The sequence below is a fragment of the Pradoshia sp. TA40_28 genome (assembly GCF_059694525.1).
In genome coordinates, this window is record NZ_JCATZO010000002.1 from 266,193 (window position 1) to 279,980 (window position 13,788).

Annotated in this window: 10 protein-coding genes; 1 reads left to right on the forward strand and 9 read right to left on the reverse strand. The window is 39.0% G+C overall.

Going from position 1 to position 13,788, the window contains the following annotated elements; genetic code table 11:
* Positions 1–116: 116 nt before the first annotated feature.
* The 7 genes from AC58NB_RS03315 to AC58NB_RS03345 form a co-directional block, all read right to left on the reverse strand.
* On the reverse strand, positions 117–1,463 hold the full coding sequence (locus tag AC58NB_RS03315; RefSeq protein ID WP_497425397.1) for an MFS transporter: 1,347 nt from the start codon (positions 1,461–1,463) through the stop codon (positions 117–119).
* Between the two features lie 16 nt (positions 1,464–1,479).
* On the reverse strand, positions 1,480–2,919 hold the full coding sequence (locus AC58NB_RS03320) for an aldehyde dehydrogenase family protein (protein ID WP_497425398.1): 1,440 nt from the start codon (positions 2,917–2,919) through the stop codon (positions 1,480–1,482).
* 31 nt (positions 2,920–2,950) lie between these two features.
* Positions 2,951–3,718, reverse strand: coding sequence for an SDR family oxidoreductase (locus AC58NB_RS03325; protein WP_497425399.1), 768 nt, complete (start codon positions 3,716–3,718; stop codon positions 2,951–2,953).
* Positions 3,719–3,738: 20 nt separating this feature from the next.
* On the reverse strand, positions 3,739–4,749 hold the full coding sequence (locus tag AC58NB_RS03330; protein WP_497425400.1) for a tripartite tricarboxylate transporter substrate binding protein: 1,011 nt from the start codon (positions 4,747–4,749) through the stop codon (positions 3,739–3,741).
* Between the two features lie 246 nt (positions 4,750–4,995).
* A complete protein-coding gene (locus tag AC58NB_RS03335; RefSeq protein WP_497425401.1) occupies positions 4,996–5,985 on the reverse strand; it encodes a Bug family tripartite tricarboxylate transporter substrate binding protein in 990 nt (329 codons plus the stop codon).
* Positions 5,986–6,063: 78 nt separating this feature from the next.
* Entirely contained in the window at positions 6,064–7,797 is a 1,734-nt protein-coding gene (locus AC58NB_RS03340; protein ID WP_497425402.1) for a thiamine pyrophosphate-requiring protein, read from the reverse strand.
* Positions 7,798–7,823: 26 nt separating this feature from the next.
* The gene (locus tag AC58NB_RS03345; RefSeq protein ID WP_497425403.1) at positions 7,824–9,893 is read right to left on the reverse strand and encodes a (Fe-S)-binding protein; all 2,070 of its coding nucleotides are present in this window, start codon (positions 9,891–9,893) and stop codon (positions 7,824–7,826) included.
* A gap of 178 nt (positions 9,894–10,071) precedes the next feature.
* On the opposite strand from AC58NB_RS03345, the gene AC58NB_RS03350 reads away from it, so the two are divergent.
* Complete coding sequence (locus AC58NB_RS03350; RefSeq protein ID WP_497425404.1) at positions 10,072–10,953, forward strand: LysR family transcriptional regulator; 882 nt, start codon at positions 10,072–10,074, stop codon at positions 10,951–10,953.
* Between the two features lie 423 nt (positions 10,954–11,376).
* On the opposite strand, the gene AC58NB_RS03355 is transcribed toward AC58NB_RS03350, so the two are convergent.
* Positions 11,377–12,606 (reverse strand): M16 family metallopeptidase, encoded by a 1,230-nt coding sequence (locus AC58NB_RS03355; RefSeq protein ID WP_497425405.1) that lies wholly within the window; start codon positions 12,604–12,606, stop codon positions 11,377–11,379.
* Between the two features lie 105 nt (positions 12,607–12,711).
* Positions 12,712–13,671, reverse strand: coding sequence for a polysaccharide deacetylase family protein (locus tag AC58NB_RS03360; RefSeq protein WP_497425406.1), 960 nt, complete (start codon positions 13,669–13,671; stop codon positions 12,712–12,714).
* Positions 13,672–13,788 lie beyond the last annotated feature (117 nt).

The window sequence follows — 13,788 nt, forward strand, 5'->3', positions numbered from 1 at the left end:
GTTTGCAATACTTTTTTCATCAATTACATCAACCTTACTTAAAAAATACGACAGTCTAAAAAAAGAAAAGCTATAAACAGGTTGATCTTGTTTCGATTTACAAAATATTCCGATATTTAATTCGTTTTGATTGTACTAGTATCAACAGAATTAACCTGTGAACTTTCTTTCGGAGCCCTAACCGCAGAAAGTGATAAAGCAGCAATCAAAACAACAATTCCAAATGCCGCAAAGCTTGTTAAGGTAGAAAAATTTAGTGATATAATAATTCCCCCAAAGAACGGGCCAGTTAATGAGCCTACTCTTCCCATTATGTTTGCTGATGCTATTCCTGTTGAACGAATTTCTGACGGATAAAACTGGGAGCAAAAAGCTAGTAGTAAATTTGTCGATCCTGTTGTTCCGCAACCAATAATAAAAAAGATAGAATATAAAAACACTGTGCTACTAACGTTTATACTAAGTAAACATAGGGATATTCCTCCTAGTATAAAGGAGAATACTACTACTTTTTTCAAGCCGATTCTTTCCGCTATTTTCCCCCCTGTTAAGCTACCAATCAATGCTCCTAATCCTAGTACAACTGAAAATAACAAACTTGAAGTTAATGGATAGCCTGCTCTTACCATTAAATTTGGTAGCCATGCAGTTAAGCCAAACGATACTATATAAGAACATATACATGTTAACCAAATGAGCAGTGTATCAAATGATCTCTTATTTTGAAATAATGCTGTATAAGGAACCTTAGTTTGGGGTGTCAATTCGACATAATATTTATCTTCGGCAGTATAGGTCTTTATATTTTCAATATCGTTTAATGTATTTGATAATTCTTCAAATTTTTGTTTCTTAAAAAGAATAATAGGTGATTCTGGCAATTTTTTTATAAGGAAGGGCAATAATAAAATCGGTACAGAACCTACAAAAAACAGCGATCTCCATCCAAATTCAGGAAGCAAGAAAATAGCTAAAAGACTTGCAACCATAGATCCCAATCCAATAGAAGCAGTGGCAATTGTAAGTGAGAATGAACGATTTTTAAGTGGAGAAATATCAGATAGTAAACCCAAAGTTGTCGGAACAACTCCTCCCATACCAATTCCTGCTATAAAACGATATATACTAAAATCAATAATCCCTTGAGAGAATGCACCCATAAGAGTAAAAAAGCTGTACAGAAAAGTACTTGTTATAATAATATATTTCCGACTCACTCGATCTCCTAAAGGTCCAAATAGTAATCCTCCAAGAATCATCCCAAATGCTGTATAACTTGATAAAGCGCCAAGTTGAACTGAATTTAAAGACCATTCCTCCATTACTGAAGTCGAAATTGCACCAATTAGTCCCAGCTCTATTCCATCAAAAAAGACTAGTATAGAACACCAGAATACTAATAGGTAGTGATAACGGGAAAATTTGCTTTCATTGATAACTACCGATACATCAACAGTCCTCATAAAGTTCCTCCTAGGTTTACGAGTTAATTTTCAATGTCACATTTTTTAGCTGAGTGTAGTGTTTTAAAGCTTCCATTCCCTTTTCCCTTCCATAACCGCTTTTCCCAACACCACCGAACGGTAGCTCTGCTCCACCCTCAGGTACTCCGGTACTGTTAATAAAGATTTGTCCTGCACGTATTTTTCTAGCCAACCAATGAGCCTTATGGACGTTTTTCGTATGGATATAGGCCGCTAATCCATAAGGTGTATTGTTGGCAATCTCGAGTGCATCTTCCAAACTATCAAATGGTTGCACAACCAGTACCGGACCAAATATCTCCTCTACCAACAAGGGGCTCGTCTTCGGCAAATGATCAATTATTGTTGGTTCAAAAATCAACTTTCCTTCTTCTTTCCGTTTACCACCTCTTACAATATGAGATCCCTCTTGTACCGCCAAATCGATATAATGTTCTATTCGATTGATTTGCTTTTCTGAAATAACCGGGGATAAATCCGGATTATCATAAGAAGTTCCATAGGTTAATTTATCCATCAACGACTTAACAAGCTGAACGAATTGTTCATGAATACTCTTTTCAACTAGCAATCTGGATCCTGCCGCACAGGTTTGACCGGCATTGCGGGTAATGGAGCGCACAACATTTCGGGCAGCATCCTCCAAATCGGCATCTGCAAAGATGATTTGTGGAGATTTCCCGCCCAGTTCTAGTGTTAATGTAACAATGTTATCTGACGCACTACGCATCACATTAGAACCGGTTTCAACAGACCCGGTAAATGTAATATGATTTATGTCCGAATGCGAAGCTAGGGCTGCTCCTGCTTCATATCCAAAGCCTGTTACTACATTGAAAACGCCTTTGGGTACACCTGCCAATTCCGCAAGCTCTGCCAATTTTAATGTCGTCATCGGTGTATCTTCTGCTGGCTTAATTATTACAGTATTTCCGGCAGCCAAAGCAGGAGCAACACTTCGTGCGGTCATTTGCGTTGGATAATTCCACGGAACAATATGAGCCGTAACACCTACCGGTTCTCGAATCGTATAATCCAGAAAATCATGGCGAACGGGTATCGTTTCACCTAGTATCTTATCTGCTACACCGCCATAATATTCAAAGTACCGGGCAGCAAGCTCTACACCAGATTGAGCTATCGTTAATGGACGACCTGTATCCAATACTTCCAAATCCGCGAGTTCATTCTTATTATTTCTGATGATTTGCGCCAGTTGTAGCAAAATGCGGCCTCGCTTTGCCGGTAACATGTCACTCCACTCTGCTGATTCAAAAGCACTCCGTGCAGCCCTTACAGCAATATCAATATCCTCTTTTTTACCCCGAGGTACTTTAGCTACAGCTTGCAACGTTTCCGGGTTGATCGATTCGAACATTTCACCAGAAGCAGAATCTTTCCATTCACCGTTAATATATAATTTTAATAATTTCATTGTAGTTAACCTCCATAACTATATTAGACAACTATATACCTCTTCCTCCGTCTACATCAATGAAGCTACCGGTTACCATAGATGCTGCTTCGGAGGCTAAAAAGACCATTGCATTCGCAATATCATCAGGTGATGCAAGCTTGCCGAGTGGAATTGAATTGATCATTCTCTCACTACGGATGCGGTGCGATTCTGTACCTTTCTCTCCCATCAATTGGGTTAATACATTCGTTTCAACAGCCACTGGATTAACCCCGGTTACCCGAATACCGAAAGGAGCCAATTCAATCGCTAGGGCTTTGGTTAATGTAATAACCGCACCTTTGGTTGCCGAATACATGGCATTGCCGGAACGCGGTCTCAAGCCGCTGGCTGAAGCCGTATTAATAATGACGCCAGTCCCTTTCTTTTTCATATAAGGAATGACAGCTTGACAACCAAAATATACCCCCTTCAGGTTAACACCGATCAGACGATCCAACTCTTCCTCACTTGTTTCTTCAGAATTTCTTGCCTTCACGCCAATTCCTGCATTATTAACCAAAATATCTACAGCATCAAATGTGCTAATAGCAAAATCAACCATAGCATTTGCTTCATTTTTATTCATAATATTACATCTGAAGGCAGCAGCTTGCCCGTTATTAGCCTGAATCAATTCTGCAGTCTCAAGGGCTGCTTGTTCATTGATATCAGCTACAACCACTTTTGCTCCACGCTTAGAAAATTGACGTGCTGCTGCTCTGCCAATACCTGAACCCGCACCCGTAATAATAACTACTTTTTCAAAAAAATCCATATAGTTGCCCTCCAGTATTTTTATTTGATTAATCCAATATTTTCAAGAACCTCTTTCAATCTTTCATTCTCTTTATTTAATTCTTCTTGAACAAATTCAGCAGATTGATAATTAACTTGGATATTCACCTTCTCGAATTGAGCTATAGCATCTGGATCATTTAACGTCTTTTGTACTGCACTTTGTAATTTTCGAATAATTCCAGCTGGTACATCTTTCTGTGCAATCAAGATGGTATGACTGTCGTACACAATGTCAAAGCCTTTTTCCTTTAAAATTGGCGTATCCTCTGAGTACGGCACAGGAGTACTACCAATATTGAAAAGCGCTCGAAGTTCACCAGACTCTAAATACCCCTTTACATCAATTGGCTGTGCAACGATGCTTTGAACATGTCCTCCAAGCAATGCTGAAATGGCCGGAGCCGTACCATCGAATGCCACAGGCTCCATAGTAAGGTCCGCATTCATTTCTAAATCAGCCATTGGTAAGTGCGCACCAGAACCAATTCCTGCACTTATCCCATACGTAAATTGACCCGGATTACTTTGTACATAATCTAGCCAGTCCTCAAATGTCTTCCACGGTGCATCCGCTTTTACAACTACTAATTGTTGGTTACTAAAAACATTCGCAATTGGCTGGAAGCTATCATGCTGATAAATAGTTTTTCCATAAAGAGGTTGTAACGTAACTACACGGTGCGTTGTCATCGCTATTTTATGGCCATCCGGATTTGATTTATATAAATCAGTAATGCCGATTGTTCCTCCCCCACCGGGCTTGTTCACAACAACAAGCTCTGCCTCTGGTAAATATTTCGGTAAGTATTCACTAATAATCCTTGCACCAATATCGGTCGAACCGCCCGCTGCATATGGAACGAGAATCTCAATCGGCTTCTTCGGATAATCGATGTTTGCTGCCCCTTTTACAGATTCATCATTTGATGTCTGTCTGGAATTCAAATTGGAGCAACCAACACTAATTAGTATTAGAGCAATACAAGAACCCAACCACAATTTTCTCATTCACATCCCCCTTATAAATAAGTTTTGAAAGTTAGCTCTACTATCCATTTCTTGTGCCTAGTATAAAAAGTCACCTTCCATCACCACCTAAACCGCTTTATTATTGACAAATCTCATATCGGCACAGTCAATATCATGACTAGCAAAAAGGAGAAAAAATAATAACTTTAATATAAATAGTATGAATAATTTTGCTGACATGCTGGGCTTTAACATTGATGCCCGATTGATTGTTCAATGTGCAAGTTATTTAATCAGGTTCAGCTTCTTCAATATTTTTGATGATTTTCCATTCTCATCGTTAAGTTCTTTTTGTACATATTCACCATTATGAAATTGAACCTGAAGGCTAGCTTTCTTGAATGCTTCAATAACCTCCGGATCCTTCATAGTTTTTTCTATTGCTTCCTCAAGCATGGACACAATCTCTTTCGGTGTGTCTTTCGGTGCTACTAAAGAAGTATTAGAATCAAACGTAATATCAAATCCTTTATCTTTTAATAATGGAATATCTGGTAAATAAGGAACAGGTTCACTCCCTGCATTAAAAATGGCCTTTAATTCTCCAGATTCAATCATAGGTAAAACATCGCTCGGCTGTAGTACGGCTCCCTGGACATGTCCTCCTAACACTCCAGTTATCGCAGGAGGTGTACCTTCAAACGGCACTGGTTTAGCTTCAAGATCTTCCATCATTTCAAGTTCTGCCATTGGCAGATGAGCACCTGAACCAATTCCTCCGCTTACTCCATATGAGAATTTCCCTGGGTTCTTTTCCACGTAATCTAACCAATCCTCGAAATTGTCCCAAGGGGCATCCCCTTTAACCACCATAATTTGCTGGTTGCCAAAAACTTTGGCTACCGGCTGAAAGCTGTCATGCGAATATTTTGTTTTTCCATATAGAGGGGCCACAGCGATTGCACGGTGAGTGGACAATGCAAGAGTGTATCCATCAGGCTTGGAAGCATACAAATCTGTAATTGCAATGGTTCCGCTTCCTCCTGGCTTGTTGACAACCACGAATTGAGCATTAGGCATATGCTTTGGCAGATATTTTTCTAATATTCGAGCCCCCACATCAGTTGCACCACCAGGTGAAAATGGCACGATGATTTCGATCGTTTTTTTGGGATAATCGAGTGCGGCCTTGCTATCTCCAGCAAGTGAAGAGTTCTTGCCGCAACCACTTAAAGTAATTAGTAAAAGTAACAATCCTACCATCATTTTTTTCATTAACCAACGACCTCCTCAATAAATATGAATATCCAAAACCAACAACAAGTTTAGTTCTCTCTTCTCCTAATACTGAAATTAATCTACTTGATGTGAAATTTTAGCCAAGCGTACATCTACAACAGCAGACCTTCCATTTTTCACTTCACTGATAGCTTGACACAACACATCCTGCAGCTCTTGGGGATTCCACACTGTTCTGGCATAGCTACCTCCTGAAGCCTCGGCAATTTTCGCCAAATCTGCCGATTGATCAAAATTTACCCAGTATCGATCCGTTTGCTTAGCTGTGCCTTCTGGATAGCGTTTTAATAGATTCATTTTCGTTGCATTCCAGCCTTCATTGTTAAAAATCACTGTTAAAAAAGGAGCTTGGTATCGACGTGACATCCAATGGACAGAAGACGGTATACTGAAAAGATAGGAACCGTCACCTGATAAGGACACTACAGTTTCTGTCGGCTCTGCTAGTTTCATTCCAATTGCAGCACCCCCATTCCATCCCAAGGACGTACCTCCACTTCCAAAATAGGTACCTGGCTTTGAACGAGGCAAGTGCTTCGTTACTGCCAACGTATTTGTAATCGATTCATCCAAAATGATAGTGTCTTCATCAATTACATTTCTTAAGCAAGCCAACAACCATTCAGGTGTAATGATTGCGCTTTCATAATATTCCAGTTGCTTCCATGCTTTACGTTGCTTCTCATGATGCTCAGTTAAACGGTTTAATCTTTCCTGAATTAATTCTTTTTTCAAATTCACATGTTTGAGATAATCATTCAGCTGATTTAGGGATTCATAAACATCGACCCGATAATTCTTTAATGCAGGTATATGCCAAAGAGGTATTTCTTCCTTAATTGGATCTATATCAAGGTAATAAACTTTACAGTCTTCCTTGGGTTGAACTTGTGTGGATAACCAAGGAACATCCGTATCCAAGGCAATGATAACATCAGCTTCCTGAATAAAAACATTTGGATTGTATCCTTGGTGCAGATGATGATCTCTCGGAAAATTCATATAGGACGGATTTTGCTCCACAAGTGGTATGGCCAGTGCTTCACAAAATTCCACTAATTTTGCTACTGCTTTCTTATTCCTTCCTAGATATGAAGTAATAATAAGAGGATTACTAGATTCTGCTAAAACACTAATAATTTCCCGAATCCCGGAAAGGGGTACTGAAGCAGGTTCAATTAATTTCCATTGAGAAGAAGAATCAGGTAGTTTTTTAACCTTTTCCTCAAGCACTTCCCTAGCCCCGGTCAAATAAACAGGTCCAGCCGGATCGCTACATGCCATCTGCATCGCTCGATATATCAGCTGTTTAATGTTTTTTCCTGTTCTGATATCAGATTCCCATTTGACATAAGACCGAATTATCCCTCGCTGATCATATACATTTTGCAGAAAATTCACAAACGAATTTCGACTTCCTGAAAGCTCACCTTCCATGGTAAACGGGGTCTCTCCTGCGAAGATGAACACTGGGACACGACACCGAAAAGCATTGTGAACAGTACCACCTAAATTTTGCGTACCAACGTCCGTATGTATAATTACACCTTGCGCTCGTCCAGAACTCATCGCATATCCTTGGGCTGCTGATAAAGCCACGCTTTCATGCGGGCAAATAATAGCCTTTGGAAGTTCCCTCTGTTCTTCTTTTGCTATTGCTAATGCTTCTATAATAGAAGGATGATCGCTACCTAAATTGCAAAATAAGTATGATACTCCCATTTCCTGAAGTGCTTCCAGTAGTGCATCTGAACTCGTATAGTTCTCTCTTTGGTATAAATCGCCCATTAACTCCTCACCTTTCCATCTTTCTATTAAAATTGTATTGATTTTTCAAGGATTTCAGCAATATCCAAAGTTTGCACCGACGCCTCAACTTCCTTAGCCTTAGTACTGTCGCTGAACATGGTTAAGCAATAAGGACAATTACTGCCAATGACTGTAGGGTTGGTTCGAAGTGCCATTTCTGCTCGAACAATATTCATTCTTGTTCCTTCCGTCTCCTCCATCCACATCCTTCCTCCACCAGCTCCACAACAAAGAGCATCCTCTCGGTTACGTTCCAGCTCTAGCATTTCTATTCCTGGGATGGCATCAAGTATTGCTCTCGGAAAATCATAAATATCGTTGTAACGTCCTATATAACAAGAATCATGATAGGCAATTTTCTCTTGGACTTGCCTGATAGGTTTCAACCTTCCTTCTTTTATCAACTCACCCAGTAGTTGTGTATGATGAAGAACTTCTGCTTCTAAACCGAATTCAGGATACTCATTTTTAAAGGTGTTAAAAGCGTGTGGGTCGGTCGTTACAATTTTCCTAACATCATATTTTTCGAAAATCTCAATATTATGTGTGCATAGTTCCTGAAATAAATACTCATTCCCCATTCGCCTGGCCGTGTCTCCAGAATTCCCTTCCTCATTACCAAGAATTGCGAATTTTACACCAGCCTTGTGCAGAAGACGCGCAAGTGATCGGGAAATCTTTTGGCTCCGCATATCAAACGAACCCATAGAACCTACCCAGAAAATTACATCATATTCAGACGTTTCAGTAACAGTCTTAATCACATCCTCCATTCCCTCACGCCATTTGATACGGTCATTTCGGTTAATTCCCCATGGATTGTTTTGTCTCTCAATATTTTGAAAATATCGTGAAGCTTCAGCTGGCATCTTCCCTTCAGTCATGACTAAAAAACGTCGCATATCAATAATCTTATCTACATGTTCATTCATTACCGGGCATTGATCTTCACAGTTGCGACATGTGGTACAAGCCCATATTTCTTCCTCAGTGATGATATCCCCAATAAGATTTGGCGTTTCAATTGCAGTTGCTACCTCTGAGTATGCATTCGACTTCATAGCAAATTGGTTGGCTTTAGCATCTTTAAAAGCAAATGCTGGCATCCAGGGTGTTCTGGATGTGATGGCGGCTCCCCTTTCCGTCAAATGATTTCTCATTTTAACAATAATTTCCATAGGTGACAAGGTTTTTCCTGTGCCCGAAGCTGGACACATATTAGTGCACCTCCCACATTCAGCACATGCATATAGGTCAATCAACTGCTGCTGGGTGAAATCCTCAATTTTCCCAACCCCGAATTCCTCTGCCTCATCGTCTTCAAAATCAATCTTTTTTAATTTTCCAACATGAACTGTTTTCTTAAAAAACAAATTGAACATTGCAAACAACTCATGTGCTTGCTTCGACTGCGGAACAAATACCATGAAGGATAAGACCGTGAGCAGATGCACCCACCAAAACAAATAGAATATTACAGTTGCAGTTGTTGTACCTAATCCTGAGAAAGCAGCCGTAATTGCTCCGGAAAATGGTGCATAAACAAAATTGGGCTCTTTTCCGAGCATAATACTTTCAAAACCCAATGTTAGCAGGATGGATAAGGTTAGCGTGATTAAAGCAATAATGACGATAGCTGCTTTGCTATCCCTCCCCAATTGTAAGCGCTTTAATTTTTCGATATAACGACGATAAAATGCATAGCATACTGCACACAGCATAAGAAACGTGGTCCATTCTTGCATTAGACTAAAATATTTATGCACATCACCTAAGGGTAACTCGTACCCCTTAATAAATCCCTTGATGATAATTTCAATTAGACCAATTTGGATAACAAAAAAGCCATAAAATAGAATGAAATGCATCAGACCACTTTTTTTATCTTTAAACAATTTCTTTTGTCCAAATCCATTAATCAACACAGAATTAAGCCGCGCTTTGAGATTCAGCTCAAAAGCAGGTTTCTTGCCAAGTTTTACAAACTGATATCGACTATATACAATTTGAAAAAATAGATATAAGGTATAACAAGTGACAACTAAAAAGGCTATAAAATTCAAATACACTAACAACCCAATCCCCTCCATTTTCACTCCTTTTCGATCCCGTTTATCCATTGCACTCAAAAACACTTTTAATTGTAAATATTCTGAATATTATTTACATTTATGTTAACATCCCTTATACTATATTTCTAATATCTTTTTTATAGATGTGCGATACGATTAAAATATGGATAGGTGATTAAGGATGGATATACGCCAACTACGGTATTTTGTGACTGTATCGAATGAAGGTCAAATTACGCGTGCTGCAAAAAAATTAAATATGGCTCAACCTCCCTTAAGCCAACAGTTAAAGTTGATGGAAGAAGAACTAGGAACCAATTTATTTATCCGCAACAGTCGAAGTGTTGAATTAACAGAGGCCGGTTATTTACTATACAAGCGAGCAATTAGTATTTTACATCAAATTGATAATACTTTAACCGAAGTCAAAGAAACCGGTGAGGGTCTACGGGGATGTCTTCCAATCGGTACAGCCAAGACTTGCGCGGTTACATATCTTCCACATAGAATTCAATCTTTCCTAGATCAATATCCGCTCGTTACTTTTCGCATTTTAGATGGCCATCCCTATCAAGTTGTAGAGTATGTAAAAGAGAGAATGGTAGAACTAGCGATTGTTCGTTCCACTCTAGACCTACATGTAGATTATGAATCAAGAACTTTGCAAGTAGATCCCTACGTATTATTTGTTCCTAGCAAATGGGGGTGGAGCCCAAATCAAACTTCAATATGCATGAAGGATCTTGAAGAGATCCCCTTAATAATGGTAGTTAGGGACAACCCTTATGGAACTTACAGCGCCTTCCATAACGCCTGTGTTAAACAAGGTATTAAAACGAACATCGTTTGCGAATGTCCAGACGCTTCCATTCTATTTTCCTTTGTCGCCACGGGCATAGGAGCAGCAGTCCTGCCTAAGTCAACTATTTCCATTTATCCTTTAGATAATATTGATATCATTGAGATTGATGATTGTACACTACTAAATAAGATTTCTCTCCTTTGGGCCCGTGATCGACCTCTTTCAAAAGTTGCACAGCGATTTATTGAGACTTTTGATTAAAAATCAATAGTCCAGTTCGCTCTGAATGTATGATTTTTAAAGATTGGAGCTAAACCAAAAGCAGCCCTAGATAAATGGACAAATCTAGTCTCTATATATTCAATGCTAAACGAGGAAGAAAGTGTTTTCCCCATCTAGAGTAATCGATTCAATTGTCGTGGTGTAACAGGTATAGGATTTTTTAAAAGTAGATTTACCAAAATGGACAATGTCTTTGAGCCTCATACGTATAATTACCCTATAATCACTTTAATGGATTAGGGTAATTTTCCTCTCACTTTCTAACTTTGCATCAAAGAAAAACTGCCCCTCCAATTACTAACTAATTGGAGGGGCAGTTCATTCTTTCTATCTTATTTTCTGCATAGGTACTTATTTTCAGTACCTTTTTCAGAAAATATTTTTTCCTTTATCATTAAATCATTATAAGTTCCACTTATCTTGCGGGCCAACTAAAGCGGCTGCATAGGAGTCTGTAAATATATCTCCGATGCAATCATTTACGCTGTTAACAGAAACAGCATCGATTAATTCAATTATGTCATCAAGTGATCGGTGTCTTCCCAGTAAGAGCTCATTTTTCCCATTGCGACTCATTCGGCTATTGGTGCTTTCTAAACTTAACATCAGACTGCCTTTCAATTGCTCTTTGCAATTATCGAGTTCTTTGCTGGTGATCCCTTCATTGCGCAATTCAGCAAGCGTGTCCTGAATCGTGTTAAATAGCTCCTGAACCTGATTGGCTCCCGTTCCGCCATAAATCACAACTAAACCATTATCCTGATAGGATGTATGATAGGAATAGACACTGTAAGCAAGTCCCTTTTCTTCACGTACATTCTGGAATAAACGGCTGCTCATCGATCCGCCTAACACATTATTTAATGTTATTAGACTGTAAATGTTCTCATTACCTATATCATACCCGTTAAAACCAAGACATAGATGAGCTTGTTCAGTATCCTTTTTTCTAACAATTTTATTCGCGTGGAAGGTCGGTATTTCCAGTTCAGGACGCGCTTTACCACCTTCATAGCTGCCAAACAACTTTTCAACCTGCTTGATAAAGCTTTCATCAACATTGCCTGCAACAGAGATTACAACCTTATCTGGAGTATAGTGATCATACACATACTGTTTCAATGTTTCCGGGTTGATTGTATCCAGGATTTTTTCTGTGCCTAAGATTGGGTAACCAAGTGGATGTTTTTCAAAAACAGCTTGGCTTAAAATATCATGAACAATATCATCAGGTGTATCTTCATACATCTTGATTTCTTCACAAACCACATTTTTTTCTTTTTTTAGTTCTTCTTCAGCAAATGTGGAATTAAAGAACATATCACCAAGAACATCCAATGCATATGGCGCATGGTCATCTAAAACTTTGGCATAGTAACACGTATATTCTTTTGAAGTAAAAGCATTGACCTGTCCGCCTATCCGATCAAATGATTCAGCTATTTCTTTCGCAGATCGAGTAGTTGTTCCTTTAAAAAACATATGCTCCAGAAAATGAGAAATCCCGTTGTTTACAGAATCTTCATTCCGTGAACCTGTCTTAATCCAAACCCCAATTGCAACTGAACGAACAGTAGGAATCGTTTCTAATACTACACGGACCCCATTTTGACATGTATATTTTTTAATCACAAATGTTCCTCCTATTCATGATGCCCCTCTAATAACCATACCCAATATGTATAAATTTTAATTGCGCAGTAAAATCTTTCCTGTCTCATTAGGGACAGGAAAGTCTTAGGGACTTACACGTTCTTCCTTGAATGCCTCATTGACAGGCACAATCTTATATTGCTTCTCGATGTTCTTAATTAATATATCCAATGATTTAGATGTTGATTCTGTTGGGTGCATAAGAATGAGCGCACCTTTATGTATGTGGTCAAGGACCCTCTTTGTTAAAGCTTCTGGTGTTGGTTTTTTCCAATCTACTGTATCAACTGTCCAGAGAATGGTTTCCATACCAAGCCCTGATGCAATTTGTACTGTCTTATCATTAAAACTTCCACTTGGAGGTCCAAATAATGTTGGCGTATGACCTGTCACTTCTTGAATCACCCGGTTGGTTTCTTTAATTTCCTTTTCAGCAGCTGCAGCCGATAAATGTTGCATATTCGGATGTGTGTAAGAATGATTTCCTAGTTCATGTCCGGATGCTGCTATTTTTTTGGCAAGTTCAGGGTTGTTTTTTACCCAGCGCCCTTCCAAAACAAATGTAGCATTAATTTTATACTTTTTTAAAGTTTCCAGCATTCCTTCAATATACTCATTGCCCCAAGCAACATTAATGATAAATGATACAACAGGTTTATTAGGATTTGCACGGTAGATCGGTGATGGTGATAAGTCTTTCAAATGCACTTTTGGGCTGATTTCTCTGAAAACAAGTTGATTTTCCTGGAATTTCCCTTTAGGTTTCATCTTTTGGTACGATTTCTCTATGTCTATCCGCGTTCCATTGTATCCAGGTGTTTTCTTCCAGACCCGGTCAATGGCAGCATCCACAGGCTCTTGGTTGTATCTTTCAGCGGCCTGTTCAATTTGTTGGTACAGTTCATCGTTAGTATTCGTGACATAAGCAACCATACCATTCGGAATGCTCTTCACATATTGGTTCATAAATGGACTTTGCACCACCACCCATGATATAACGCAAATGGTACATAATGCAAGAAATTGCGACATTTTTTTATCCATCACTTCTCCTCCTCACACAAAATGTATGAGGGGATAGGACAGGTTAGAACTATAGAGATTTATTTACAAAAGAACATTGTTAAAAGACTAGGAAACCAATGTCTCCTAGCCGACTCG

What these genes read in the sequence shown, in the direction of transcription:
- AC58NB_RS03315 (WP_497425397.1), bottom strand. Translation starts at nt 1,463, where the DNA reads ATGAGGACTGTTGATGTATCGGTAGTTATCAATGAAAGCAAATTTTCC.
- AC58NB_RS03320 (WP_497425398.1), bottom strand. Translation starts at nt 2,919, where the DNA reads ATGAAATTATTAAAATTATATATTAACGGTGAATGGAAAGATTCTGCT.
- AC58NB_RS03325 (WP_497425399.1), bottom strand. Translation starts at nt 3,718, where the DNA reads ATGGATTTTTTTGAAAAAGTAGTTATTATTACGGGTGCGGGTTCAGGT.
- AC58NB_RS03330 (WP_497425400.1), bottom strand. Translation starts at nt 4,749, where the DNA reads ATGAGAAAATTGTGGTTGGGTTCTTGTATTGCTCTAATACTAATTAGT.
- AC58NB_RS03335 (WP_497425401.1), bottom strand. Translation starts at nt 5,985, where the DNA reads ATGAAAAAAATGATGGTAGGATTGTTACTTTTACTAATTACTTTAAGT.
- AC58NB_RS03340 (WP_497425402.1), bottom strand. Translation starts at nt 7,797, where the DNA reads ATGGGCGATTTATACCAAAGAGAGAACTATACGAGTTCAGATGCACTA.
- AC58NB_RS03350 (WP_497425404.1), top strand. Translation starts at nt 10,072, where the DNA reads ATGGATATACGCCAACTACGGTATTTTGTGACTGTATCGAATGAAGGT.
- AC58NB_RS03360 (WP_497425406.1), bottom strand. Translation starts at nt 13,671, where the DNA reads ATGGATAAAAAAATGTCGCAATTTCTTGCATTATGTACCATTTGCGTT.